This is a genomic window from Bacillus sp. FSL E2-8900 (assembly GCF_037966225.1).
GTDB classification, from domain to species: Bacteria; Bacillota; Bacilli; order Bacillales; family Bacillaceae_G; genus Bacillus_A; species Bacillus_A cereus.
Window position 1 is genome coordinate 645,831 of sequence record NZ_CP150193.1, and the last position, 26,219, is coordinate 672,049.

The window sequence follows — 26,219 nt, forward strand, 5'->3', positions numbered from 1 at the left end:
CTTTGCTTCCGCTGAATTTTGATGTAGGGGTCTTACTGCCCGTTAATGCGGGATAAAGAAACACGACTACTGATGGTAGTCGTGTTTCTTTACAGATGGTAATGAAATGATAAAACAAGATCCATGATCAACTTCACTCGTGACAGTAATCGTCCCGCCGTGTAGCTCTACAATTTCTTTCACGATAGATAGTCCTAAACCAGTTCCACCTGTAGCTCGTGATCTTGCTTTATCGACACGGTAAAAGCGGTCAAAAATGTGAGGGAGGTCTTCAGGTGGAATACCTTCGCCTTCATCTTCAATTGCAATGGAAATATGTTTATGTTCTTCTGTAACAGAAATGTTTATATGAGAATGCTCTTTTGAATGTCTATAAGCGTTATTTAAAATATTCACCACAACTTGTTCGAATCGTTGTTCATCTAAGTTTACTAGCAGTGTAGGAGGACAAGAGAAAGAAACTTTACTGTACCTTTCTTTATACATGGCGTTTACTTTTTCACATATACGCGTAAGGAAGGTGTGTAAATGCACTTCCTTTACTTGAATAGAAAAGTTATGTTGTTCCATTTGTGCAAGTGAAAATAAATCTTGAACTAAGTTTGTAATGTAATCAGACTCATCTTTTATAATTGATAAATATCGCAAACGTTGTTCAGAAGGGGTGCTTTCTTTTAAAGCAATGTCAGCATAACCTCTTACGTATGTTAACGGTGTTCGTAATTCGTGAGCAACACTTGCTAGAAATTCACTTCGCTCTGTTTTCATATAATGCAAATCATTTGCGAGCGTTTGAATAGATGATGCCAGTTCACCAATTTCATCATTACGAGTAGTCGTTAACGAAACGGACAAATCGCCTTTACTCATTTTTTCAGTTGCATGTTTCATGTGTAACAATGGTTTTGTTAATAAACGTGATAATAGGAAAATTGTGATGACTGTGAGTAGAAATGTGATGGCACCAGCAATAATGAATTGTTTCGTTAATCCATTAACTAACTTTTCAATTGATTCTGTTCCAAGAAACATGTACACATAGCCTTCATGTTTTCCATCTACTACAATGGGGCTAACTGTACATATATAATTAGATGTTTTCCAATGATTTTCTATAATCGCTCCATTATGGTCTGTTCGAGTTTGCATTTTACTAATATGATCGTTTATAGTCGTGTTTATTTCGTTAGATTTAGCTAGTATTTCTTTATTTGCATTTGTAATAACGACAGTTGTTTCAGCTTCAGATTCCATTAATGCTACGTGAGAGATGGTTTGCTCATCGTAATATTTTTCAAGTACATCTCGATGACTATTTCCTCGCTTTAATAAAGCTGTCATTTCTTCATTTACTCTAGTGTTTACAAGACTATAATAGAGCAAAATAAAGAGAACACTTTCAATTAAAAGTGTAACAATTAAAAAATAAAATCCGAATTGAATTGAAATTCGTTTCATCGTTTTGCCCCTTACTGTTCAGTATCAATCCATCGATAACCTATTCCATACACGGTTTTTAAATGATGATCAATAGGAAAATTTGCTTTTCGCAATTTATCACGTAAATTACGAATATGTGAATCGACTGTGCGATCTTCTGTATTTGTGTTTAATCCCCAAATTCGTTCGATGAGCTGATCACGGTTTAATACGTAGTTCACATGGCGTAAAAATAATCCGAGTAAAGAAAATTCAATTGGTGTGAGAAGGAGTTCTTCATTATGGACAGAAACGAAGTGTTTTGTTTCATCCCATACAATACCGTGATATTGGATTTGTTTATGTTCATTTGTACGTCTTAAAACGGCTTCAATTCTTGCGAAAAGTTCTTCTTCATGGAAAGGTTTCGTTACGTAATCATCGGCTCCAATTTTTAATCCTTGAACGACATCTACTGTTTGATCACGAGCTGTAACCATAATAATAGGAATGTTACTAAAAGATCGGATTTTTTTGCACGTTTCCCATCCGTCCATCTTTGGCATCATAATATCGAGTAAAACAAATTTAAAGTTTCGATTTTCTATATGTAAAATAGCTTCTTCTCCTGAAGTCGCACATACGCAGTTATATCCAATTGGTGTAAGATAAAGCGTTAATAATTCAAGCATTCTCGGTTCATCGTCTACGAGCAGTATATCAATCATAGAGAGCCCTCCATATTTATAATCGTTACTTAAAGTGTAATGCAAAATCATGAAGAAATGGTGCAGATTATGATGTGTCTGCATAATTTCTTCAGAATTGCTTGTTATTGTGGAGTTGAAATTACATTTTAGGTAATCATATTGGCTCAAAAATGATTAATACGGAGGCGGTATAGTGAAAAAAATGACCCGAATTTTTGGGATAACAATAATTACAGCAGTTGGTCTTGCTGCATGCGGACAAACGAATACAGACCATAAAAACCATGAATCTACAAAAGAGAAGAAAACAGAACAAAAGGAAATGAAAATGAATCAGGAGGTAACGGCGCCAAAAGAAATGAACCAAGGTGCATCTAATGATTTATTAACGACAAGTTTAAAAAATGTAACGAGATTAAACACAAATGATCCTTCGCAAATGGCAGTATTAACTTCGCAAACGATATGGCCAGCAACTCATAAGGAGAACCAGCCAGGTGCTGTTATTTTAGTACCAGCAAGCGAGTGGCAATTAGGTATTGCGAGTGCAGATCTTATTCATCATCCGAATAACGGGCCGATTTTATTTATAGAAAAAGAAAAGATACCGGAAATGACGTTAAAAGAAATAAAACGATTAAATCCAATCGGAACGAAAGATGGAACACAAATTATGGTGATGGGAGATGTAGGTACTAGCGCGCTTGAACAATTAAAAGGTTATAAAGTAAAACAAATAAAAGAAACGGACCCAGCTATATTTGCGAAGGATGTTGATAAGGAGTATGCCGATATAACAGGAAGCTACCCAAATAGTGTTATTATCGGTTCGTCTGCAGAAGAAGGACGTTTATATACAACCCCCGCTGTAAATTGGATTTCTCATATGCCGGAACCACTACTCTATACAGAAAAGAATAAAGTGCCAGAAGCGACAATAGAGGCACTAAAAATGAGAAAAGATAAAGCAAATATATATGTATTAGGGCCAGAAAAAATTGTTTCAAAAGAAGTAGAAAAAGAGCTAAGCAAATACGGGAAAGTAACGCGTATTAGTGGAGAGACCCCTACAGAAAACTCGATTGCGTTCGCTAAATTTAAAGATGAAAAAACAAAATTTGGCTGGGGATTCACAAAAGGTGGTCACGGTTTATCATTTGTTTCAAATAAAACACCAGATTTAGCAGTTGCTGGGGCACCTTTTTCACATATGGGTAAACATGCACCTGTTGTATTATTAGAAGAAGGTAAAGCTTCACAACCAGTGTATGACTTTCTTGCAAGCATTCAGCCGAAGTTCAAAGATGATCCAACAATTGGACCATATAATCACGGTTTCTTATTAGGAAGTACGAGTGATATTTCATTTGAAACACAAGGAATACTAGATGAGAGGTTAGAAATTGCTCAGGAAAGTGGTCAAGGACACGGTGGACATTAATGAAATGAGCAAAGACGCTACTGATATAGCGTCTTTTTTTATTTTCCTCGACAAAATATGACAAAAAAGTTGTAACTGTTTCTGTTATGATAGTTTCGGAAATCTTACATTTTACATAATCGGAGGAAAAGAAATGTATAAAAAATTGGGTACTATTGCTTTAACAGGTGCACTTGCTTTTAGTTTAGCTGCTTGTGGTGAAACTGAAGTTAAAGAAGTGAGTAAAAACGATGCTCCTAAACAGGCTGAAAAGAAAGATAAAAAGGAAAAAGCTGAAAGCAAGATTTATAAAATTGGAGATACGGTAGAAGTTAATGGCCTACAACTTACTTTCAGTTCAGCTAAATTCGTTGAGCCTAACGAATACGTAAAAGCTGAAAAAGGGAAAGTACTAGAAATCGCTTTTAATGCTAAAAATAATGGCAAAAAAGATATATATTTTGGAACTTCTGAATTAAAAATTGCTGATACTAACGGCAACCAATTCAAAGAGTACTTTGGTGGGGAAAATACGTTTATAAACGAAAATATTGCGCCAGGTAACCAAATTACAAACAAAATGTTATTTGATGTACCAGAAGGCGATAAGTTTGTTGGTACATTTAAACCTACATTTACATTTGACGAGAAATCAGTGAAATTTGAATTTGAAGTTGCTAAATAAGGAGAGATTAAAATGAAAAGAACAGCTGAATTTGTATTAGGTCTTATTGGAGGTATTTTTGGTATTATTTGTGCATTTGTTGCTTTATTGATCGGCGGTATGGGAGCTGCTTTTGAAGCTGATGGAGCGAATACTGTTATTGGTTTAGGTTGGGGAGCTGTGGCTCTATCAATCTTAGGAATTGTTGGATCTGTTATGGTAAGAAGTAAAGCGAAGGTTGGCGGTATTATGATGACTGTGGCTGCTATCGGTGGATTTATTTGTATTTCTATAATTTACTTATTACCAGGTGTATTACTATTAATCGGTGGGTTAATGGGTATATTCCGTAAGAATAAAGCAACTGTATCTGCATAAAATGAGCACTCGAAAGAGTGCTCTTACTATTTTCATTAAATTAGCATAAACTCCTCTAATCCTAAACGATCCAAACTAAACCTGATATATGAAGTGTAAATATCTATAGAACTTTAAATGAATTCCCTTGGTAGCTAATATCTTGATCCTTGGATTATTCAATTAAATGAACTGAATTACATGTGCATTTTTCATCCATCCAAACAAAGTTCTCTTCATTTGACATACTGTAGAATCCGAAATCATTGTACGTTAAATCAACAATAGGTGATAGTATATTTAAAGTTTCCTAAAAAAGAAGCTACGAAGGTAACATCTTTTTCTTTAGGAAACTTTTACATAGCAAAAAATCTTCTACTCGTTATATAATATCCTTCGTGCAGTCGGCTAGATTTTCTTATGGAGAAAATCAAATTATAAAGGAGTAGAGGAGTGGTATTTTGTTTCAAACGATAAAAAATGACTGGTTTTCTAATGTGAGAGGGGACGTGTTATCAGGAATTGTCGTTGCTTTAGCGTTAATCCCTGAAGCGATAGCCTTCTCTGTTATTGCAGGCGTGGATCCGACAGTTGGACTATACGCAGCCTTTTGTATTGCAGTTACCATTTCATTTGTTGGCGGAAGAACTGGAATGATTTCAGCTGCAACAGGTGCAATGGCATTATTAATGGTAACGCTTGTTAAAGATCATGGTTTGCAATATTTATTTGCTACAACAATATTAACAGGTATTGTCCAAATTATTTTTGGCGTGTTCAAACTGAGCTCATTTATGAAGTTTGTTCCGAAATCTGTTATGAGTGGTTTTTTAAATTCACTTGGAATTTTAGTTTTTACAGCGCAATTGCCACATTTTAAAAATGCAAATTGGCAAATGTATGCACTCGTTGTATTAGGACTTGCAATTATATATTTATTTCCACGTATTACAACGGTTGTACCTTCTACGCTTATTTCAATTATTATTGTGACGAGTATTGCACTTATGAGCGGATTACAGTTGAAAACAGTAGGAGATATGGGAAGCCTGCCGAAAGAATTACCGTTCTTTAGTATTCCTGACGTGCCTTTTACACTTGAGACATTAGGGATTATTTTACCGTATGCAGTTATGCTTGCAATTATCGGTTTACTAGAATCATTATTAACAGCTTCAGTTTTAGATGATATGACGCATACGGAAAGTAATAAGCATAAAGAGGCACGCGGACAAGGGATCGCAAACATTGTTGCTGGTTTCTTCGGAGGAATGGCAGGTTGTGCAATGATCGGTCAATCTGTTATTAATATTAAATCAGGTGGACGAGGTCGCCTATCAACATTTGTAGCGGGCGGATTTTTAATCGTATTACTATTCGTTTTAGGAGATTATGTCGTTCATATTCCGATGGCAGCTTTAGTTGCAGTTATGATTATGGTTTCAATCGGAACGTTTGATTGGAACTCTGTAACAACAATTCATAAAGTACCAAAAGGAAACTCATTTGTTATGATCGTAACAGTTGTGATTGTCCTAATTACACATAATTTAGCATTAGGTGTAATTATCGGAACAGTAATTAGTGCAGTTTTATTTGCATTCAATATGGCAAAGATTCACGTGAAACATTTATATATTGAAAATAAGAAAATATACGAAATTCACGGTCAACTTTTCTTTGCATCTACAGCCGATTTCATAACTAATTTTTCATTTAATGAAGATGTAAAAGAAATTGAAATGAATTTTACTCATGCGCACGTATGGGATGATTCAGCAGTGGCATCAATTGATAAAGTTATCATGAAGTATGAACAAAGTGGTGTGAAAGTAAGTATAACAGGATTAAATGAACGTAGCTCAAAACTTGTTGCAAATTTAGCTACTTATAATAAAAGAATTGCTAGTTAAAAGCCTCCTTTTTAGGGGGCTTTATTATATAATACGAGTAGGATAACGAAAAGGGGATTCAGCATATGTACAAACAAATTATATTAGCATGTGACGGTTCTGAACATGCACTTCGAGCAGCGGAACATGCAACATATATTGCAAAATGTAGCGAAGAAACAAATGTTGAAGTTGTGTACGTAGTAGATAATAGAACGGCAAAATCAGATATTATACAAGGTCAAACAGATTTAGAAACAATATCAGCTAGTCGAAAAGATAAATTAAAAGAGATTGAAGGTTTATTAAAGAAAGAGAACATTTCTTATACAATTACGATATTACATGGTGATCCTGGAGATACAATTGTTCAATATGTAAATACAGGAGATATAGATCTTGTCATTGCTGGAAGTAGAGGGCTCAATACACTGCAAGAAATGGTGCTGGGAAGTGTAAGTCATAAAATAGCAAAGCGTGTGAAATGTCCAGTGATGATTGTAAAATGAAATAGAATGTAACGAAGATCTTAGTATAACTGAGGTCTTTTTTTATGTATAAATGACTCTTATTTGTGGAAATACTAGATATATAAGTTGAAAAGATGTTAACTTACAAATTTGTAAGTTAGTTGTTAGAGAAATCGATGTTATGAAATTTTTCCCATTGGTAAAATAAAAGTATCAAAAGGGAGATAGGGAGGATGGAAGCAATGAAATCATTTCAAAATTTGTCATATAGCCAAGGTGTCAGTCTTATTTGTTTAGGGGGATTTGCTGCATCTGTTACGTTAGCTGTTTTAATAAAGGTGTTTCATCAAATCTTTTAATCTTATAGTAGGGAAGGAATTGGTTGTTATCATTAGTAGGAACAGCAATGAAAATAAAAAATAGCTCTTAGCATGTATGTAAATGCTAAGAGCTATTTTTATGGTTGTTATATATTATTTAAGCTTGTTTTGATTTTACTGACCCTGTATTTAAAGTAAGAGCAAGGAAGAACATTGCAAGTACGCAAGATGCAAGTAATAAGATGAATCCGCCATCCCATCCGAATGCATCTACGATAAAGCCCATAGCTGCACTAGCGAAAGCTGCTCCGCCTAAGTAACCGAAGAATCCAGTTAAGCCTGCTGCAGTTCCAGCAGCTTTCTTTGGTGCTAAATCTAGAGCGTGTAGACCAATTAACATAACCGGTCCGTAAATTAAAAATCCAATTGCGACAAGTGCGATACTATCAACCATTGGATTACCAGGAGGGTTTAACCAGTAAACAAGAACTGCTATAAATACACCAACCATAAATAAAATACCAGCAGGTGCACGACGTCCTTTAAATAGTTTATCACTCATCCATCCGCAAAGAAGTGTACCTGGAATACCAGCCCATTCATATAGAGCGTAAGCAGTACGTGAGCTACTATGAGTAAAGCTTTTTTCTTCTACTAAATAAGTAGGAGCCCAGTCTACAACGCCGTAACGTACGAAATATACGAAAACGTTCGCAATAGCGATGTACCATAAAAACTTATTGTTTAATACGTATTTAAATAAAATTTCCTTTACTGAAAGCTCGCGTTCGCGATCTTTTACTTTTTCATCTGGTGGATATTCCCCAGTATGTTCTTCAATAGAAGGTAGTCCGCAAGATTGAGGCGTATCTTTCATCGTAATTAATACATAAATACCAACTAAAATTGAAAGAATACCTGGGAAGTAAAAAATACTTTTCCAGTCATCTGCGAAGAAGTATAAGCCTAATGTTACAAGGGAAGGCATAAGCGCTCCGCCAACATTATGAGCGACGTTCCAAATGGACATTTTTGTACCACGTTCGCTAATAGAGAACCAGTGAACCATCGTACGACCACAAGGAGGCCATCCCATACCTTGTACCCATCCATTTAAAAACTGAAGTACAAACATAAGTATAATGCTCGTTGTAATGAAAGAAAATGAGCCGAAAATAATATTAATGATACCTGATAAAAATAGCCCAGCTGCTAAAAAGTAGCGAGGATTACAACGATCGGATACGATACCCATAAGAAATTTACTTAATCCGTAAGCAATAGAAACTGCTGAAAGGATAACCCCAAGTTCCCCTTTACTAAAGCCTTGCTCGATTAAGTATGGCATTGCTAGTGAAAAGTTTTTTCGAACAAAGTAGTAACCTGCATAACCGATGAAGATACCTAAGAATACTTGTAAACGTAATTTACGGTATTCGCTATCAACGCGATCAGCTGGTAAGCGTTCCGCGTGGGGCGCAGGTTTAAATAATTGTGTGAAAAACATAAAATGAAAATCCTCCCCTAATTAATTCGAAGCGTTTTAAGACAGAGAACATAAAAAGGCCATGAAATATAAAAAAGTTTCCTTTTTTATGATTCATAGCCGTGTACTCCGTTTCTCCGTGACTGTCAATATTAACTTCGTCGAAAATTATACAACTTTGTGACAAAAATGTAAACGTTTTTATGAATAAAAGTATTGACGGATTTTATTCGTGGGATTAATATTTAAATACATTAAATATTTTATTGTTTAAATAAGAGGTGGATAACATGCCAAATGATATGACGCATATCGATAAAATTCAAGCTCTTGCCTTTTCGATTGGAAAGAAAATGCAAACGGAGTTATTAGAACAAATGCAAGCGACAGGACTTACACCACCGCAGTTTTATATTTTAAAGATTCTAGATCATTATGGGGCTTCAAGAGCGACAACATTAGCGAAAAAGATGTATGTGAAGCCTAGCGCGATTACAGTGATGATTGATCGTCTAATCGATCAAGAACTTGTAGAACGCTATCACGACAAAGATGACCGTCGCGTTGTCATCATCGAGTTAACGAAAAAGGGGAAAGCTAGAGTAGAAGAGGCAATGACAGCTCGTAACGAGCATATTGCAAAATACTTTTCACATTTAGAGTTGCAAGAAAGAGAAGATTTATTACGTCTCTTTGAGAAGTTAGAAACCATTATTTGCGGGACACAAGAGAAAAAAGAGAATAACTAAGAGGAATTGAGGAGATTACATGGAGCAACAAGAAAATCAAAATAGAAAGTTGTTGTTAATCGGTTTAATTATCGCGATGCTATTTGCTGCATTAGATGGAACAATTGTCGGTACAGCAATGCCACGTATCGTCGGTGACCTAGGTGGATTAAGCTTAATGACATGGTTAACAACAGCTTATATGTTAACATCAACGACAGTTGTACCAATTGCAGGTAAATTAGCTGATTTACTTGGTCGTCGTAACGTATATATAACAGGGCTAGTTATTTTCATGATTGGTTCGGCGTTATGTGGTATGGCAAATGGTATGACAGAATTAATTATTTTCCGTGGTATTCAAGGTCTTGGTGGCGGTATTATGATGCCAATGGCTATGATTATTATTGGAGATATGTTCACGGGAAAAGAACGTGCGAAATGGCAAGGTATTTTTGGGGCGTTATACGGCCTTGCTTCTGTAATTGGACCACAAGTTGGTGGTTGGATTGTAGATGCAGTGAACTGGAGATGGGTATTCTACATTAACTTACCGGTTGGTATTTTAGCAACAATCTTTATTGCAATGGGATTAAAATCACATAAACAAACAGGACCAATTAAAATTGATATCGCTGGAATCTTTACGATGATTCTCGGTGTTGTAAGTTTATTACTTGCGCTAACGTTTGGCGGAAAAGATTATGCATGGGATTCTTGGCAAATTATCGGTTTATTTGCACTAGCTGTAATTGGTATCGTTAGCTTTGTTATCGTTGAAACGAAAGCTGAAGAGCCAATTTTACCAATGCACTTCTTTAAAAATCGCACATTTACAATACTGAATGCGATTGGATTCTTTATGAGTATTGGAATGTTCGGTGCGATTATGTTCGTACCATTCTTCATGCAAGGGATTGTAGGAGTAAGTGCTGCTGAATCAGGAACAATTATGACTCCAATGATGATTACAATGATTGTGATGAGTATTATCGGTGGGCAACTTGTATTAAAAGTTGGTGTAAAACCACAAATTATCGCAGGTATGCTTATTATGGCCGGTGGTTTCTGGTTATTAACAACGATGGATATGCACACAACGAAGCTTACAGCTACTTCTTATATGATGGTTATCGGTTTAGGAATGGGTCTTGTAATGCCTACATTAACATTAGCGTTACAAGAAAGCTTCCCGAAAAAAGACCTTGGTGTCGTAACGTCATCAAGTCAATTCTTCCGACAAATCGGTGGTACATTTGGTATTACAATTTTAGGGTCAATTATGAATAACACTTCAGGTACGACATTAACAAAAAATTTAGTACCTGTATTAGATACATTCCCGAAAGAAGCGGGACAAATGGTAACGAAATTTAAAGATATGATTCACACAGATCCACAAGGTTTATATTCAATGCTATTTAGCCCAGAGGCATTAAAACAAATGCCAGAAGCGTTCGCTAACAGCATTGTACCTATTTTGAAAAACTCTTTAGTAGACTCGCTTCATACTGTATTCTTAACAGGATTAGTATTTATCGTAGTAGGTGCCATCTTTACGATTTTCTTACAAAAAATTAAATTATCAGATCGTAAAAAAGATGCTAAAGAGCCTGTTGTAGAAGAAAAAGAAAAAACTGTATCATACTCGTAATGAAGAAGCATCGCCTTATGGCGGTGCTTTTTTGAGTATAACCTTAAAAGCTTTTTAGTGAGAAATGATTGACGTATTTTTAGAAATACGTTATATTATTTTCTGTAAACGGTTACATGAAATGAGGAGAAAAGAGAATGAGTACGATCAAAGACGTTGCGAAATTAGCGGGAGTATCTGTTGCGACCGTTTCCAGAGTTCTAAATAAAAATGGATATGTTCACGAAGATACATTAAAAAAGGTAGAACGTGCAATTGAGATGTTAGATTATAAGCCTAGTACAGTAGCGCGTTCACTGTATAATAAAAAGTCTCGTTTAATTGGCTTAGTTGTTCCAAATATCGTGAATCCATTCTTTCCGGAAGTTGCACGTGCCGTAGAAGATGTAGCACATAAACAAGGTTACACAGTTGTCCTTTGTAACTCTGATGAAAGTTTAGAAAAAGAGAAACAATATATTGATGTACTTAGACAAAATAATGTAGATGGATTTATTGTAGCAACGAATCCACAAAATAGTGTTAATTACATGAATTTATCTGTTCCAGTTGTTGCGATTGACCGTATGTTTAATGAGCGTATTCCTACTGTATATGCAGATAACTATGCAGGAAGTCAGGCTGCGACAAAGTTGTTACTAGATAAAGGATGTAAACATATTGCACATATTCGCGGTCCACGTGATGTGAGTACTGCAAATGAACGTTTTGAAGGTTTTGTAGACGTTATTACGCAAAATAATCTTTCGTATATGATTGCAGAGAGTACGTTTGATCCAGCAAATAGTGAGCGTGTAGCGATGGAATTATTAGAAGAATACCCGCATATTGATGGTATTGTCGCTGGGAATGATTTAATTGCGATCGGTATTGTAAAGGCGGCACTTCAAAAGGGGATTGCCATTCCAGATGATTTACAAATTATCGGATTTGATGGCATTTCTTTAACGGAAATGATGTATCCATCTATTACGACAGTTGCACAACCGATATATGAAATGGGGAAAATTGCAACAGAGTTGTTGTTAGAGCAAATGGAAGGAAATACATTAGAAGAGAAACATTATCGTTTGCCGATTGAAATTATAGAACGAAATACAACGAAGTAAGGAGATGAAACAGATGCCAAATATTGCAGTAGTAGGAAGCATTTCAATGGACTTAGTGGCTGTTTCAAAAAAACGCCCGAAAGCAGGAGAAACAGTAATTGGTGAAGCGTTTCATACAATCCCAGGAGGGAAAGGGGCAAACCAAGCAGTTGCTGCAGCTAGGTTAGGAGCAAATGTAGCAATGGTTGGAGCGGTAGGAAATGATGATTATGGAACAGTAGTTAGAAAAAATCTAGAGAACGAACGCATTTTTATCGATTATGTGGTACCGGTTACAGATGGAACGACAGGAATTGCTCATATCGTTTTAGCAGAAGAAGATAACAGTATTGTTGTCGTACAAGGGGCAAATGCTCTTGTAAATAAGTCAGTTGTAGATCGCTCCAAAGACCTTCTTGTAAAAGCGGATATGGTTGTTCTTCAACTAGAAATTCCACTTGAAACAGTAAAATATGTATTGGCTATTTGTGAGGAACATAATATTCCTGTTATGTTAAATCCAGCGCCAGCACAAGTTTTATCAGAAGACATTTTAGAAAAGGCAACTTATATTACGCCAAATGAACATGAGTGCCGCATCGTATTAGATGATTTTACATCACCAATTGAAGATTTATTGGCGAAGTATCCCAATAAATTATTGATGACAGAAGGTTCTAACGGTGTTCGTTTCCATAATGGCACGGAGATTGTACATGTTCCTAGCATTGCTGTTGATGTAGTGGATACAACTGGAGCTGGTGATACATTTAATGGTGCGTTAGCAGTTGCACTTTCTGAAGGAGAGACACTTCAAAAAGCAATTCGTTTCGCGAATATTGCCGGTGGTCTTTCTGTAACGAAACTTGGAGCACAGGGCGGTATGCCAACGAGAGATCGAGTACGTGAAGTGCAGGTGATTGTTGGATGAAAAAGCATGGTGTATTAAATAGTGAAATCGCGGCAGTCCTTGCTTCACTTGGGCATACAGATACGGTTGTAATTGCTGATTGCGGGTTACCGATTCCGGATGGAGTAAAACGAATTGATTTAGCTGTTGAGATTGGAAAACCGAGTTTTTTAGAAGTGTTACAAGTTGTAGCTGATGATATGGCAATCGAAAAAGTGACGTTAGCAGAAGAAGTCATTATAAATAATGCGGCAGTAAATAAAGAGATCGAGCAGAAATTAACAGAGCCAGCATTTGAGTATGTATCTCATGAGCAATTTAAAGAGCATACAAAGAAAGCGAAGGCGATTATTCGTACAGGCGAGGCTACGCCTTATGCAAATGTAATTTTACATGCAGGCGTGATTTTTTAATAAAGGGAAGTGATGGGAATGCATATTGAAATGAAAAACATTTCAAAGGCGTTCAATGGAAATCCTGTTCTGAAGAATGCACAGTTTATGATTGAAACAGGAGAAGTCCATGCATTGATGGGGGAAAATGGAGCGGGTAAATCAACGCTCATGAAGATTTTAACAGGTGTATACAAAAAAGATGGTGGGACAATCACAATTGATGGGCAAGAGCGCACCTTTAAAAATGCGAAAGAAGCTGAAGAGTACGGCATCGCATTTATACATCAAGAACTAAACATATTGCCGAATTTAACAGTAGCTGAAAATATGTTTCTCGGTAAAGAGTTAATGTATGGGAAAACAGGTATTTTACGCACTCGACAAATGAACGCGATTGCGCAGCAGCAACTAGCGGAGTTAGGGTTGCATGTAAGAGGCGCTATGTTAGCAGAGGAATTATCGGTTGGACAACAGCAAATTATCGAAATTGCGAAAGCATTAATGACAAACGCGAGCGTTATTATTATGGATGAACCTACTGCGGCACTGACGGATCGTGAAATCGAAACGCTCTTTACAGTAATCAATAAGTTGCGTAAAGAAGGTGTTTCATTCGTGTACATTTCGCATCGTATGGAAGAGATTTTCTCAATATGTGATGCTATTACGATTTTGCGTGATGGAGAATACGTGGGAAAGAGATTAATTCCAGAAACATCATTTGATGAAGTAGTGAGTATGATGGTGGGGCGCAGCATTGGTGAACGTTACCCAGAGCGAAATAGTCAAATTGGTGATGTCATTTTTGAAATGCGTAACGGAACGAAGAAAGGGAAATTTGAAAATGTTTCGTTTCAAGTGAGGAAAGGTGAAATCCTTGGTGTAGCTGGTTTGATGGGGGCTGGTCGCACTGATATTATGAAAGCGATATTTGGTTATGAACCTTTAGACTCTGGACAAATTTTTATAAATGGACAAGAAGTAAAGATTGATAGTCCAATAGATGCAATTAGACAAAGAATTGCTTTCATTACAGAAGATAGAAAGTCTGAAGGATTAGTGTTAGATTTTTCAATTCGAGAAAATTTAGCTTTACCGAATTTAGAAAGTCTTTCAAAGGGAAGTGTTCTAAGCAACGAGCTAGAACAACAGTTTACAGAGGATATGATGAAGCTTCTTAATGTGAAAGCATCTAGCGGAGAGCAGGCAGTGAAATCTCTTTCTGGTGGAAATCAGCAAAAGATTGTAATCGCAAAATGGCTAGGCATTCATCCGCAATTACTCATTTTAGATGAGCCAACAAGGGGTGTTGATGTTGGAGCGAAAAAAGAAATTTACTCTATTATGAATAAGCTTACAGAGCAAGGCGATGCCGTTATTATGGTATCATCTGAGCTTCCGGAAGTTTTAGGGATGAGTGATCGAGTTCTTGTTATTCATGAAGGAAAAGTCGGCGGAATTTTAGGGAAAGATGAGGCATCACAAGAGTCTATTATGGCACTAGCTACAGGGGGAGAGTAAGGATGGCTAAGAAGGGGAATGTATTACAACAACTTGGTTCTTTAATCGGTTTAGTATTAATTATCGTCGTAATTACAGCTTTAAATCCAGCGTTTATTGAAATTCCAAATTTATTTAATATACTGCGTCAAGTATCGATTAATGCGCTTATTGCATTCGGAATGACCTTCGTAATTTTAACAGGGGGTATTGACTTATCGGTAGGTTCTATTTTAGCATTATCAAGTGCACTTGTTGCTGGAATGATGGCAAGTGGCATGGATCCGTTCCTTGCAATGGCAGTTGGACTATTAGCAGGTCTTGTAATGGGAATTGTAAACGGTATCATCATTGCGAAAGGAAAAGTAGCTCCATTTATTGCAACTTTAGCAACAATGACTATTTTTCGTGGGTTGACGCTTGTTTATATGGACGGACGTCCGATCACTGGTCTTGGTGATCATTTAATGTTCCAAATGTTTGGCCGCGGTTATTTTCTTGGTATTCCGGTACCAGCTGTTACAATGATGATCGCTTTCGCAGTACTGTACTTCATTTTGAAGAAAACGACATTTGGCCGTCGTACATTTGCAATTGGTGGAAATGAAGAAGCAGCAGCACTATCAGGTATTAATGTTACGAGAATTAAAGTAATGATTTACGGTCTTTCCGGAATTTTGGCAGCGCTTGCAGGTATTGTCTTAACATCACGATTAGATTCTGCACAGCCGACTGCAGGTACTTCTTACGAATTAGATGCAATTGCAGCAGTTGTATTAGGTGGAACAAGTCTTTCTGGGGGAAGAGGATGGATTGTTGGTACATTCATCGGTGTACTTATTATTGGTGTACTAAATAACGGTTTAAATTTATTAGGTGTATCTTCTTTCTTCCAACAAGTTGTAAAAGGACTTGTAATCTTACTAGCTGTATTAATTGATCGCAGAAAAGAAGCGTAATGGAGGGACAGTTCATGAAGAAATGGTTACTTATACTCGTTGCATGTATTATGGTCGTTACTGCTGGTTGTTCAATGGAACCACCAGAATGGGCAAAGGATTCTAGCGATAAAGGTCGAAATAAAACTATTAAAGTTGGATTCTCTGTTTCAACTTTAAATAATCCCTTCTTTGTAACTTTGAAAAAGGGGGCAGAAAAGAAAGCGAAAGATAGTGGCATCGAATTGATTGCTGTTGATGCGCAAAATGATGCAGCAAAGCAAACGAACGATGTTGAAGATTTAATTCAAAAGGGTGTCGATGTAGTTGTTATTAATCCGACCGATTCAGATGCTGTTGCTTCAGCAGTAAGTGCAGCAAACGCAGCAAATGTTCCTGTTATTACAGTAGACCGCGTTGCGAATTCAGGTAAGGTTGTTTCTCACATTGCCTCTAATAATATCGAAGGTGGTCAAATGGCTAGTGATTACATTCGTGAATTAGTCGGCGAAGGAGCAAACGTTGCTGAGTTAGAAGGAATCCCTGGATCCTCTGCCGCTCGTGAACGTGGGAAAGGATTCCATAACGTAGCCGATAAGTCTTTAAAAGTAGTTGCCAAACAAGCGGCTGATTTTGATAGAGCGAAAGGATTATCTGTTATGGAAAACATTTTGCAAGCAAATAGCGATATTAAAGCCGTGTTTGCTCATAACGACGAGATGGCATTAGGTGCACTTGAAGCGTTGAAGTCTGCTGGAAAAACAGATGTAGTAGTTGTTGGATTTGATGCAACAGAAGATGCTGTGAAAGCGGTTAACGATGGGCGTATGGCTGCAACAGTCGCTCAAAAACCGGAATTAATCGGAGAGAAGGCGATGCAAACAGCAAAAGAGATAACACAAGGTAAAAAAGTGGACAAATCTATTCCGATTGAATTAGAGCTTATTAAGAAAAAAAAATAAATATAAAATGAAAATTAGGAAGGAAGAATAACAAATGAAATTCTTTATTGATACAGCAAACATTAACGAAATTAAAGAGGCAAATGCATTAGGCGTATTAGCTGGAGTAACGACAAATCCATCACTTGTAGCAAAAGAAGGCGTAGATTTTCACGAGCGCATTCGTGAAATTTGCAACGTTGTAGAAGGTCCTGTAAGTGCAGAAGTAATTAGCTTAGAAGCTGATAAAATGATTGAAGAAGGAAAAGAATTAGCGAAAATTGCTCCAAACGTTGTTGTAAAAGTTCCAATGACAACAGAAGGTTTAAAAGCAGTAAAAGCATTCTCTGACTTAGGAATTCGTACAAACGTTACATTAGTATTCTCAGCAGTTCAAGCGTTACTTGCAGCTCGTGCTGGTGCAACATACGTTTCACCATTCTTAGGTCGCTTAGACGATATCGGTCATAACGGTATGGACTTAATTCGTCAAATCGCAGAAATCTTTGCGATTCATGGCATCGAAACAGAAATCATTGCAGCATCTGTACGTCACAGTGTTCACGTAACTGACGCAGCATTAAACGGTGCACATATTGCAACAATCCCAGCAAACGTAATTGCTTCATTAGTGAAGCACCCATTAACAGATCAAGGAATTGAGAAATTCTTAGCTGATTGGGAAAAAACACAAGAGAAATAATAGAAAAGCAAGAATCCTAGTTTAATTGACTAGGATTCTTTTTTATTTAAAAGAATTTTCATGCAATTTTGCATATTGTCTTTTAAATTTGTTATATAAGATATTTAATATATATCACATAACTCTTTATTTTTCATATTTCGATATAAAGTGAAACTTTAATCAGTGGGGACTTTGTTCATCCCCACACTGATTATTAATTGAACCAAGGGATAAAAAGATAGAGGGTCTGACCAGAAAACTGGAGGGCATGATTCTATAACAGAAAGCTTAACGTTTATAGAATTATGCCTTTTTATATAGGGAGGGTAGTAAACGGGGATTTCGACAAAAATGTACTTATTTATCTGAATTTTAAGTTTTATAAAAGGAGAGAAATGGAATGAGAAGAAAAGCGCCATTTAAAGTGTTATCGTCATTAGCAATTGCGGCAATTATCGGATGCACATCTGTAATGAGTGCTCCATTAACATACGCAGAAACGCCAGCAAAAGAGAAAGATAATGTATCTACAACACCAATTGATTACAATTTAATTCAAGAAGATCGTTTAGCGGAAGCACTGAAAGAAAGAGGAACAATTAATCCAGCATCTTCTAAAGAAGAGACGAAAAAAGCTGTCGAGCAATATATTGAAAAGAAACAAGGAGATCAGGCGAATAAAGAAATTCTTCCAGATGCTCACTCACAAGAAACGTCTGATTTCACAAAAAAAGTAAAAGAGAAAAAGATGGAAGAAAAGGAAAATGTAAAAAAGGCTGAAAAAAATGTTAGCCTTGAGCAAAAGCCAGAACCAAATAAAAAGCAATTGAATGGGCAAGTTCCAACTTCAAAAGCAAAGCAAGCTCCATATAAGGGATCTGTTCGATCGGATAAAGTATTAGTGTTACTCGTTGAATTTAGTGATTATAAACATAATAATATTGATCAAACACCAGGTTATATGTATTCGAAAGACTTTAGTAGAGAACATTATCAAAAGATGTTGTTCGGTAATGAGCCGTATACTTTATTTGATGGTTCAAAAGTAAAAACGTTTAAACAATACTATGAAGAGCAGTCTGGTGGTAGTTATACGACAGATGGATATGTAACGGAGTGGCTAACTGTTCCAGGAAAAGCATCTGATTATGGAGCTGATGGTAGCAGTGGTCACGATAATAAAGGTCCAAAGGGTGCACGTGATTTAGTGAAAGAAGCTTTGCATGCAGCTGCTGAGAAAGGACTAGATTTATCCCAGTTTGATCAATTTGATAGATATGATACAAACGGGGACGGGAATCAAAATGAACCTGACGGTGTAATTGATCATTTAATGGTAATCCATGCTGGTGTTGGTCAAGAAGCTGGTGGCGGTAAATTAGGTGATGATGCGATCTGGTCACATCGTTCAAAATTAGCAGTAGATCCAGTAGCGATTGAAGGTACGAAATCAAAGGTAGATTACTTTGGTGGTAAAGTAGCAGCACATGATTACACAATTGAACCAGAAGATGGAGCTGTAGGTGTGTTTGCACATGAATTTGGACATGATCTTGGATTACCAGATGAATATGACACGAAATATACTGGAAATGGTTCACCAGTCGAAGCTTGGTCATTAATGAGTGGAGGTAGTTGGACAGGGAAAATCGCAGGAACAGAGCCGACTAGTTTTTCACCACAAAATAAAGATTTCTTACAAAAGAATATGGGTGGCAACTGGGCAAAAATATTAGAAGTAGATTACGATAAAATTAAGAGTGGTGTGGGAGTTCCTACCTATATTGATCAAAGTGTTACGAAATCAAATCGTCCAGGCGTTGTACGTGTTAACTTACCAGGTAAAAGTGTTGAAACGATTAAACCGGAGTTTGGAAAGCATGCATATTATAGTACAAGAGGCGATGATATGCATACAACGTTAGAGACACCATTCTTTGATTTAACGAAAGGAACAAATGCAAAATTCGATTATAAAGCAAATTATGAGTTAGAAGCAGAGTGCGATTTCGTCGAAGTACATGCAGTAACAGAAGATGGAACGAAAACATTAATTGATAGACTTGGGGAAAAAGTAGTCCAAGGAGATAAAGATACAACAGATGGGAAATGGATTGATAAATCATATGATTTAAGTCAATTTAAAGGCAAAAAAGTGAAACTACAATTCGACTATATTACAGATCCGGCTGTAACATATAAAGGTTTTGCGATGGACAATGTAAATGTAACTGTTGATGGACAAGTTGTATTTTCTGATGATGTAGAAGGACAGTCTAAAATGAATTTAAATGGTTTTGTTGTTTCTGATGGGACAGAGAAGAAAGCTCATTATTACTACTTAGAGTGGAGAAACTATGCGGGATCAGATAATGGTTTAAAAGCAGGAAAAGGTCCAGTGTATAATACAGGCCTTGTCGTTTGGTATGCAGATGATAGTTTCAAAGATAACTGGGTTGGGATGCATCCAGGTGAAGGATTCCTGGGTGTTGTAGATTCTCATCCAGAAGCGCTAGTTGGTAATTTAAACGGAAAACCAGCATACGGTAATACGGGCATGCAAATTGCAGATGCTGCATTTTCATTTGATAAAACACCAGCATGGAGTGTAAATTCATTAACACGTGGTCAGTTTAACTATTCTGGATTACAAGGTGTTACAACTTTTGATGATTCAAAAGTATATAGTAACAAGCAAATTGCAGACGCAGGAAGAAAAGTTCCAAACCTTGGACTTAAATTCCAAGTTGTTGGACAGGCAGAAGATAAATCGGCAGGCGCTGTTTGGATTAAACGTTAATAACATAAAAGCACATTCTTCATATGAAGAGTGTGCTTTTTGATTTGTACAGTAAGTTATTATTTTAGTTTATCCCGCATTAACGGTCAGTAAGATCCCCACCTCAAAATTCAGTGGAAGTAAAGAAGTTAGTTGGGAGATCAACTGCCCGTAAAAGCCCGATTGGTTCAACTAATAATCAGTGGGGAGGAACCAAACCCCCACTGATTAAAGTTTCACTTTATGTAATACAAGTGTTTATTCATGTGTACTGTATCAAATTATGTGGGGAAAGGAAATATTTCCGAGGAAATTGTCGAAGTATCGTCAGTATTTATAAACTTTCTGTTTAAAAGAAGAGATGTATTATTGCCTCTACGGCTCAATTTATTTACATTGTTATTTGGTTATACACAAAAGTAATATATTGGGCAAAAAGAGTTCTATTCGATAGGGCTCTTTGGTTTTGTATTTGATATACAAATATTAACCTCAATTGTTTGGAAATGTATCTTCTTGTTTAGCGTCATTTGGACTTTAACTACAGTTTTTGTTTTTCGTTTATATGAAGAAGGAGATGAGCGGTTACCTTTTATATTTAAATTAATTGGCATTATTCCAACGCTTCCATTATATTACGAGTTATATCAATATGCATTAAAAAAAAGACAACGATGGATTATCCCATCATTGTCTTTTTTACTTTGCTTCTTACATAAATCATCCCAGCAAATGTTAATAAAAATGCTGTCCCGATAATGAAGCTGACGCTAGGTGATGCTCCGATTGCGCCGACTGTAAAGGAGCCAGCAACAACTCCTAATGAGAAGAAGGCATAAAATAATCCGAATGCCTTTCCGCGATTATCGTCTGTAGTATTTTCAACGAGTAAAGCGTTAATAGATGGAAAGAGGATTGCGAATCCAATTCCATAAATCATCATTACGATAAAGAGCATACCTTTTGTAGCAAATAATCCGAGTAAAGATAATGCGAATGCCATAACTGCAATTCCGATTAGCATTAGTTTCGAACGATTAAATCGATCATAAATACGATTTGTTGGAAGTAAGAAGAAGAGGATAGCAGTTATACCAAATACACTTAACATCATGCCTGTTGTGGATGCTTTAAGCGCTAATGCCTCAACTTTTACTGGTAACATGTAAGTGACAATTCCTTGTGAAAACATTAATGTGAAAGCACCAATATATGCTTGTAATAACGGTTCTGATTTTAAAAGTTCAACCATATCTTCTTTGTTCATCATTTGTGTTCTTGATGTATCTTTTCTTGATACGTTATTTGGTAAGAAGAATAGAGATACGATCGTACCAAGAGCCATTAAAATAGAAATAGTAATGAAGACCCATTCTACGCCAGCTGTTGCTTTCATAATACCGCTGAAAGCAGGTCCTACGATTGCGGCTGTTCCAACAGCAGCACCAGATAGAGCCATTGCTTTTCCTTGTCTTTTTGCATTTGTTTGTTTTGATAAAAATGTAAAGGCAGCAGGAATTAAAAAGCCATCACTAAATCCATGCATAAAGCGCACAACTAATAGTTGTTCACCACTTTGAACAACGGTGTATAACAAGACTATGAAACTCGTAATTCCCATGCTTATATAAAGGATTTTTTTTGCACCAAATTTATCGACAGCGGCTCCAGCAATAATATTACCGATCATATTAGCGAATGAGTACATACCGACAACTAGCCCGATAATAAGAGGAGTTCCTCCAAGGCTTTGAGCGAAAGTACTCATAATAGGTAATTGTGAAAATGTATCTAAAAATGCCACGATAACGATAAAGTAAATAAAATATTTCAAGCGATATTCACCTCTCCTATGCTATTATGGCACAATGCTAATTTCACCTGCAATGAAATTGAATTAACAGATGTGGAAAAAAGTACAAAGTGACAAAATATTGAACGTTATTTGTAAAAAATTAGTGGGAATGTGATTGTTTTTTTGAAATATATGGATAGAAGTATTATAATAGAATTGTAAACTTCACCAGGTTAAGTATATACATAGAGAGGGATGTATAAAATGAAAGCACTACTTTGGCATAATCAACGTGATGTACGAGTAGAAGAAGTACCAGAACCAACAGTAAAACCAGGAACAGTGAAAATCAAAGTTAAATGGTGTGGTATTTGTGGGACAGACTTGCATGAATATTTAGCAGGGCCTATTTTTATTCCAACAGAAGAACATCCATTAACACATGTGAAAGCACCTGTTATTTTAGGTCATGAGTTTAGTGGTGAGGTAATAGAGATTGGTGAAGGAGTTACATCTCATAAAGTGGGAGACCGCGTTGTTGTAGAGCCAATTTATTCTTGTGGTAAATGTGAAGCTTGTAAACATGGACATTACAATGTTTGTGAACAACTTGTTTTCCACGGTCTTGGCGGAGAAGGCGGCGGTTTCTCTGAATATACAGTAGTACCAGAAGATATGGTTCATCACATTCCAGATGAAATGACGTATGAACAAGGTGCGCTTGTAGAACCAGCAGCAGTAGCAGTTCATGCAGTACGTCAAAGTAAATTAAAAGAAGGGGAAGCTGTAGCGGTATTTGGTTGCGGTCCAATTGGACTTCTTGTTATCCAAGCAGCTAAAGCAGCAGGAGCAACTCCTGTTATTGCAGTTGAACTTTCTAAAGAACGTCAAGAGTTAGCGAAATTAGCAGGTGCGGATTATGTATTAAATCCAGCAACTCAAGATGTGTTAGCTGAAATTCGTAACTTAACAAATGGTTTAGGGGTAAATGTTAGCTTTGAAGTAACAGGTGTTGAAGTTGTACTACGTCAAGCGATTGAAAGTACAAGCTTTGAAGGACAAACTGTAATTGTTAGTGTATGGGAAAAAGACGCAACAATTACTCCAAATAATTTAGTATTAAAAGAAAAAGAAGTTATTGGTATTTTAGGATACCGTCACATCTTCCCAGCCGTTATTAAATTAATTAGCTCTGGTCAAATTCAAGCAGAGAAATTAATTACGAAAAAAATTACAGTCGATCAAGTTGTTGAAGAAGGATTTGAAGCACTGGTAAAAGATAAAACACAAGTGAAAATTCTTGTTTCACCTAAATAAGATAGAATCGAATAAAGTAGCCCTTTTCTAGAAATAGAAGAGGGCTACTTTTTTTCTATACTGAAAGGTGATAGACTTTCCTTTGACTCAATGTATTTTTGTTTGGAAGGGAGAATCTAATGCTTTCATTTTTGTTAACTTTAAAGCGAATGTTAAGAGCCTGTTTACGAGCGTGGAAAGATAAAGAATTTCAAGTATTATTTGTATTAACAATTCTGACTTTAATATCGGGTACGATTTTTTATAGTACAGTTGAAGGATTACATCCTATTGACGCTTTATATTTTAGTGTGGTCACGTTGACGACTGTCGGTGATGGGAATTTTAGTCCGCAAACTGATTTCGGAAAGATATTTACAATCTTATACATATTTATTGGGATTGGACTAGTGTTTGGATTTATTCATAAGTTAGCAGTTAATGTACAATTGCCAAGTATATTATCGAATAGAAAAAAAGAGTAAAGCATTCAGATGCTTTACTTTTTTTTACATTAGTTTAGACAAGCCTTAATAATAGTTTATTAAAATGAAAGTGTATTCATTCATTATATTCACTGTGTATAAAGTTATAATGATATGAACATTTGCATATTTTAATTTAGTGATAGAAATTTCGTGAAAGGTGGGATATTCTAGTCATAGGTTAACCGGACGACATCATAGGATCCTAACAAAATGTTTACAATAATTCAATTATAAAATGGAGGATTTTATATGAAAAAGAAAGTACTTGCTTTAGCAGCAGCTATTACATTAGTTGCTCCATTACAAAGTGTTGCATTTGCTCATGAAAATGATGGGGCACAGAGATTTGGAGTTATTCCGCGCTGGTCTGCTGAAGATAAACATAAAGAAGGCGTGAATTCTCATTTATGGATTGTAAACCGTGCAATTGATATTATGTCTCGTAATACAACACTTGTAAAACAAGATCGAGTTGCACTATTAAATGAATGGCGTACGGAGTTAGAGAACGGTATTTATGCTGCTGACTATGAAAATCCTTATTATGATAATAGCACATTTGCTTCACATTTCTATGACCCTGACAATGGGAAAACTTATATTCCGTATGCAAAGCAAGCAAAGGAAACAGGAGCTAAATATTTTAAATTAGCTGGTGAGTCTTATAAAAATAAAGATATGAAACAAGTGTTCTTCTATTTAGGATTATCTCTTCATTATTTAGGGGATGTAAACCAACCGATGCATGCGGCAAACTTTACGAATCTATCGTATCCACAAGGATTCCATTCTAAATATGAAAACTTTGTAGATACGATAAAAGATAATTATAAAGTAACGGATGGAAATGGATATTGGAACTGGAAAGGTACGAATCCAGAAGATTGGATTCATGGAGCAGCAGTAGTTGCGAAACAAGATTACGCTGGCATTGTAAATGATAATACGAAAGATTGGTTCGTGAGAGCTGCTGTATCACAAGAATATGCAGATAAATGGCGCGCTGAAGTTACACCAATGACAGGTAAGCGTTTAATGGATGCACAACGTGTTACTGCTGGATATATTCAGCTTTGGTTTGATACGTACGGAAATCGTTAAGTATTTAAAAAAGGTCAAATCTCAGAATAGAGTATTTGGCCTTTTTATCACTATACAATACATGGGGGTATGAAACGTGAAATGTAAATTGCTAAAAGGTGTACTTAGCTTAGGTGTTGGTTTAGGAGCTTTATATAGCGGAACGTCAGCTCAAGCAGAAGTGTCTACAAATCAAAATGATACATTAAAAGTGATGACGCATAATGTATATATGCTATCAACAAACTTATATCCGAACTGGGGACAAACTGAGCGTGCTGATTTAATCGGGGCGGCAGATTATATAAAGAATCAAGATGTAGTTATATTAAATGAAGTGTTTGATAATAGCGCTTCAGATCGTTTATTAGGGAATTTGAAGAAAGAATATCCAAATCAAACAGCAGTATTAGGTCGTAGTAGTGGAAGTGAATGGGATAAAACGTTAGGAAACTATTCATCTTCAACTCCTGAAGATGGTGGCGTTGCGATTGTGAGCAAATGGCCAATCGCTGAAAAGATTCAATATGTATTTGCAAAAGGATGCGGGCCAGATAATTTATCGAATAAAGGATTTGTATACACGAAAATTAAGAAAAATGATCGCTTCGTTCACGTGATTGGTACACATTTGCAAGCGGAAGATAGTATGTGCGGAAAAACTTCACCTGCATCTGTACGTACAGACCAATTAAAAGAAATTCAAGACTTTATTAAAAATAAAAATATACCAAATAATGAGTATGTGTTAATTGGCGGTGATATGAACGTAAATAAAATTAATGCAGAGAACAAGAATGATTCAGAGTATGCATCTATGTTTAAAACATTGAACGCTTCTGTACCATCTTATACTGGACATACAGCGACTTGGGACGCAACGACAAACAGTATTGCAAAATATAATTTCCCTGATAGTCCTGCTGAGTATTTAGATTATATTATTGCAAGTAAAGACCATGCGAACCCATCATATATAGAGAATAAGGTGTTACAGCCGAAATCTCCACAATGGACTGTTACATCGTGGTTCCAAAAATATACGTATAATGATTACTCTGATCATTATCCAGTAGAGGCGACTATTTCTATGAAGTAGTTTCAAAAAGTTTCTTCGTAAAGAAGAAACTTTTTTTATTTGCAAACAGGAAAATCACACTTTCTTTCCAATATGTATAAGACATATTGAGAAGAGGAGAGAAAA

The 26,219-nt window shown here is 36.1% G+C and carries 24 protein-coding genes and 1 pseudogene; 21 read left to right on the forward strand and 4 right to left on the reverse strand.

What is annotated here, in order from left to right; translation table 11 throughout:
- Positions 1–66: 66 nt before the first annotated feature.
- Both NST90_RS03255 and NST90_RS03260 read right to left on the reverse strand, forming a co-directional pair.
- Positions 67–1,458 carry a HAMP domain-containing sensor histidine kinase gene (locus tag NST90_RS03255; protein ID WP_006918010.1) on the reverse strand — a complete coding sequence of 464 codons (1,392 nt, stop codon included), beginning with the start codon at positions 1,456–1,458 and terminating at the stop codon, positions 67–69.
- An 11-nt stretch (positions 1,459–1,469) separates the two neighbouring features.
- On the reverse strand, positions 1,470–2,147 hold the full coding sequence (locus tag NST90_RS03260) for a response regulator transcription factor (RefSeq protein WP_006918011.1): 678 nt from the start codon (positions 2,145–2,147) through the stop codon (positions 1,470–1,472).
- A gap of 175 nt (positions 2,148–2,322) precedes the next feature.
- On the opposite strand from NST90_RS03260, the gene NST90_RS03265 reads away from it, so the two are divergent.
- The 6 genes from NST90_RS03265 to NST90_RS03290 all read left to right on the forward strand — a co-directional run bounded on the left by NST90_RS03265 (position 2,323) and on the right by NST90_RS03290 (position 7,291).
- Positions 2,323–3,570, forward strand: a complete 1,248-nt coding sequence (locus NST90_RS03265; RefSeq protein WP_000738879.1) for a hypothetical protein — start codon at positions 2,323–2,325, stop codon at positions 3,568–3,570.
- 133 nt (positions 3,571–3,703) lie between these two features.
- A complete protein-coding gene (locus NST90_RS03270; protein WP_000277056.1) occupies positions 3,704–4,234 on the forward strand; it encodes a DUF4352 domain-containing protein in 531 nt (176 codons plus the stop codon).
- Between the two features lie 12 nt (positions 4,235–4,246).
- Positions 4,247–4,591 (forward strand): DUF4064 domain-containing protein, encoded by a 345-nt coding sequence (locus NST90_RS03275; RefSeq protein WP_025710086.1) that lies wholly within the window; start codon positions 4,247–4,249, stop codon positions 4,589–4,591.
- A 440-nt stretch (positions 4,592–5,031) separates the two neighbouring features.
- On the forward strand, positions 5,032–6,483 hold the full coding sequence (locus NST90_RS03280) for a SulP family inorganic anion transporter (RefSeq protein ID WP_025710085.1): 1,452 nt from the start codon (positions 5,032–5,034) through the stop codon (positions 6,481–6,483).
- Positions 6,484–6,548: 65 nt separating this feature from the next.
- On the forward strand, positions 6,549–6,971 hold the full coding sequence (locus NST90_RS03285) for a universal stress protein (RefSeq protein WP_000277999.1): 423 nt from the start codon (positions 6,549–6,551) through the stop codon (positions 6,969–6,971).
- Between the two features lie 203 nt (positions 6,972–7,174).
- Positions 7,175–7,291 (forward strand): DUF4027 family protein, encoded by a 117-nt coding sequence (locus NST90_RS03290; protein WP_000834733.1) that lies wholly within the window; start codon positions 7,175–7,177, stop codon positions 7,289–7,291.
- A gap of 118 nt (positions 7,292–7,409) precedes the next feature.
- On the opposite strand, the gene glpT is transcribed toward NST90_RS03290, so the two are convergent.
- On the reverse strand, positions 7,410–8,759 hold the full coding sequence (gene glpT, locus NST90_RS03295; protein WP_000466385.1) for a glycerol-3-phosphate transporter: 1,350 nt from the start codon (positions 8,757–8,759) through the stop codon (positions 7,410–7,412).
- Positions 8,760–9,028: 269 nt separating this feature from the next.
- Here glpT and NST90_RS03300 point away from each other — a divergent pair, with 269 nt between their 5' ends.
- The 11 genes and pseudogenes from NST90_RS03300 to NST90_RS03350 form a co-directional block, all read left to right on the forward strand.
- The gene (locus tag NST90_RS03300; RefSeq protein ID WP_001132365.1) at positions 9,029–9,487 is read left to right on the forward strand and encodes a MarR family transcriptional regulator; all 459 of its coding nucleotides are present in this window, start codon (positions 9,029–9,031) and stop codon (positions 9,485–9,487) included.
- A gap of 19 nt (positions 9,488–9,506) precedes the next feature.
- Positions 9,507–11,120 carry an MDR family MFS transporter gene (locus NST90_RS03305; RefSeq protein WP_000437641.1) on the forward strand — a complete coding sequence of 538 codons (1,614 nt, stop codon included), beginning with the start codon at positions 9,507–9,509 and terminating at the stop codon, positions 11,118–11,120.
- 137 nt (positions 11,121–11,257) lie between these two features.
- Entirely contained in the window at positions 11,258–12,229 is a 972-nt protein-coding gene (gene rbsR / locus NST90_RS03310) for a ribose operon transcriptional repressor RbsR (protein WP_000104047.1), read from the forward strand.
- Between the two features lie 13 nt (positions 12,230–12,242).
- Positions 12,243–13,139, forward strand: a complete 897-nt coding sequence (gene rbsK / locus NST90_RS03315; protein WP_001132860.1) for a ribokinase — start codon at positions 12,243–12,245, stop codon at positions 13,137–13,139.
- On the forward strand, positions 13,136–13,531 hold the full coding sequence (rbsD, locus tag NST90_RS03320; RefSeq protein WP_000716150.1) for a D-ribose pyranase: 396 nt from the start codon (positions 13,136–13,138) through the stop codon (positions 13,529–13,531). The genes rbsK and rbsD overlap by 4 nt, the downstream gene beginning before the upstream one ends.
- An 18-nt stretch (positions 13,532–13,549) precedes the next feature.
- Positions 13,550–15,034: a ribose ABC transporter ATP-binding protein RbsA gene (gene rbsA / locus NST90_RS03325; RefSeq protein WP_002163845.1), complete on the forward strand. Its 1,485-nt coding sequence runs from the start codon at positions 13,550–13,552 to the stop codon at positions 15,032–15,034.
- Positions 15,035–15,036: 2 nt separating this feature from the next.
- Positions 15,037–15,972 carry a ribose ABC transporter permease gene (gene rbsC, locus NST90_RS03330; protein WP_001074641.1) on the forward strand — a complete coding sequence of 312 codons (936 nt, stop codon included), beginning with the start codon at positions 15,037–15,039 and terminating at the stop codon, positions 15,970–15,972.
- Between the two features lie 14 nt (positions 15,973–15,986).
- A complete protein-coding gene (rbsB, locus tag NST90_RS03335) occupies positions 15,987–16,913 on the forward strand; it encodes a ribose ABC transporter substrate-binding protein RbsB (protein ID WP_048558572.1) in 927 nt (308 codons plus the stop codon).
- Between the two features lie 34 nt (positions 16,914–16,947).
- Positions 16,948–17,595 (forward strand): fructose-6-phosphate aldolase, encoded by a 648-nt coding sequence (fsa, locus tag NST90_RS03340; RefSeq protein WP_000667661.1) that lies wholly within the window; start codon positions 16,948–16,950, stop codon positions 17,593–17,595.
- 382 nt (positions 17,596–17,977) lie between these two features.
- Positions 17,978–20,377 (forward strand): M6 family metalloprotease immune inhibitor InhA2, encoded by a 2,400-nt coding sequence (inhA2, locus tag NST90_RS03345; protein WP_001252990.1) that lies wholly within the window; start codon positions 17,978–17,980, stop codon positions 20,375–20,377.
- 429 nt (positions 20,378–20,806) lie between these two features.
- Positions 20,807–21,115, forward strand: a pseudogene (locus NST90_RS03350) (hypothetical protein); the annotation flags it as partial.
- On the opposite strand, the gene NST90_RS03355 reads toward NST90_RS03350, so the two are convergent.
- On the reverse strand, positions 21,036–22,190 hold the full coding sequence (locus NST90_RS03355; RefSeq protein WP_000873272.1) for an MFS transporter: 1,155 nt from the start codon (positions 22,188–22,190) through the stop codon (positions 21,036–21,038). The pseudogene NST90_RS03350 and the gene NST90_RS03355 overlap by 80 nt on opposite strands.
- A gap of 225 nt (positions 22,191–22,415) precedes the next feature.
- Here NST90_RS03355 and bdhA point away from each other — a divergent pair, with 225 nt between their 5' ends.
- From bdhA to sph, 4 genes are all read left to right on the forward strand, one after another.
- Positions 22,416–23,468, forward strand: coding sequence for a (R,R)-butanediol dehydrogenase (gene bdhA, locus NST90_RS03360; protein ID WP_000645827.1), 1,053 nt, complete (start codon positions 22,416–22,418; stop codon positions 23,466–23,468).
- 119 nt (positions 23,469–23,587) lie between these two features.
- Positions 23,588–23,932, forward strand: a complete 345-nt coding sequence (locus NST90_RS03365; protein WP_025710081.1) for a potassium channel family protein — start codon at positions 23,588–23,590, stop codon at positions 23,930–23,932.
- A 252-nt stretch (positions 23,933–24,184) separates the two neighbouring features.
- A complete protein-coding gene (cerA, locus tag NST90_RS03370; protein WP_088322390.1) occupies positions 24,185–25,036 on the forward strand; it encodes a phospholipase CerA in 852 nt (283 codons plus the stop codon).
- A gap of 76 nt (positions 25,037–25,112) precedes the next feature.
- A complete protein-coding gene (sph, locus tag NST90_RS03375) occupies positions 25,113–26,114 on the forward strand; it encodes a sphingomyelinase C (RefSeq protein ID WP_000649835.1) in 1,002 nt (333 codons plus the stop codon).
- Positions 26,115–26,219 lie beyond the last annotated feature (105 nt).

What these genes read in the sequence shown, in the direction of transcription:
- rbsK (WP_001132860.1), top strand. Translation starts at nt 12,243, where the DNA reads ATGCCAAATATTGCAGTAGTAGGAAGCATTTCAATGGACTTAGTGGCT.
- fsa (WP_000667661.1), top strand. Translation starts at nt 16,948, where the DNA reads ATGAAATTCTTTATTGATACAGCAAACATTAACGAAATTAAAGAGGCA.
- glpT (WP_000466385.1), bottom strand. Translation starts at nt 8,759, where the DNA reads ATGTTTTTCACACAATTATTTAAACCTGCGCCCCACGCGGAACGCTTA.
- NST90_RS03300 (WP_001132365.1), top strand. Translation starts at nt 9,029, where the DNA reads ATGCCAAATGATATGACGCATATCGATAAAATTCAAGCTCTTGCCTTT.
- rbsC (WP_001074641.1), top strand. Translation starts at nt 15,037, where the DNA reads ATGGCTAAGAAGGGGAATGTATTACAACAACTTGGTTCTTTAATCGGT.
- rbsD (WP_000716150.1), top strand. Translation starts at nt 13,136, where the DNA reads ATGAAAAAGCATGGTGTATTAAATAGTGAAATCGCGGCAGTCCTTGCT.
- NST90_RS03255 (WP_006918010.1), bottom strand. Translation starts at nt 1,458, where the DNA reads ATGAAACGAATTTCAATTCAATTCGGATTTTATTTTTTAATTGTTACA.
- bdhA (WP_000645827.1), top strand. Translation starts at nt 22,416, where the DNA reads ATGAAAGCACTACTTTGGCATAATCAACGTGATGTACGAGTAGAAGAA.
- NST90_RS03290 (WP_000834733.1), top strand. Translation starts at nt 7,175, where the DNA reads ATGAAATCATTTCAAAATTTGTCATATAGCCAAGGTGTCAGTCTTATT.
- rbsR (WP_000104047.1), top strand. Translation starts at nt 11,258, where the DNA reads ATGAGTACGATCAAAGACGTTGCGAAATTAGCGGGAGTATCTGTTGCG.
- rbsB (WP_048558572.1), top strand. Translation starts at nt 15,987, where the DNA reads ATGAAGAAATGGTTACTTATACTCGTTGCATGTATTATGGTCGTTACT.
- NST90_RS03365 (WP_025710081.1), top strand. Translation starts at nt 23,588, where the DNA reads ATGCTTTCATTTTTGTTAACTTTAAAGCGAATGTTAAGAGCCTGTTTA.
- NST90_RS03270 (WP_000277056.1), top strand. Translation starts at nt 3,704, where the DNA reads ATGTATAAAAAATTGGGTACTATTGCTTTAACAGGTGCACTTGCTTTT.
- NST90_RS03305 (WP_000437641.1), top strand. Translation starts at nt 9,507, where the DNA reads ATGGAGCAACAAGAAAATCAAAATAGAAAGTTGTTGTTAATCGGTTTA.
- cerA (WP_088322390.1), top strand. Translation starts at nt 24,185, where the DNA reads ATGAAAAAGAAAGTACTTGCTTTAGCAGCAGCTATTACATTAGTTGCT.
- inhA2 (WP_001252990.1), top strand. Translation starts at nt 17,978, where the DNA reads ATGAGAAGAAAAGCGCCATTTAAAGTGTTATCGTCATTAGCAATTGCG.
- NST90_RS03275 (WP_025710086.1), top strand. Translation starts at nt 4,247, where the DNA reads ATGAAAAGAACAGCTGAATTTGTATTAGGTCTTATTGGAGGTATTTTT.
- rbsA (WP_002163845.1), top strand. Translation starts at nt 13,550, where the DNA reads ATGCATATTGAAATGAAAAACATTTCAAAGGCGTTCAATGGAAATCCT.
- NST90_RS03285 (WP_000277999.1), top strand. Translation starts at nt 6,549, where the DNA reads ATGTACAAACAAATTATATTAGCATGTGACGGTTCTGAACATGCACTT.
- NST90_RS03260 (WP_006918011.1), bottom strand. Translation starts at nt 2,147, where the DNA reads ATGATTGATATACTGCTCGTAGACGATGAACCGAGAATGCTTGAATTA.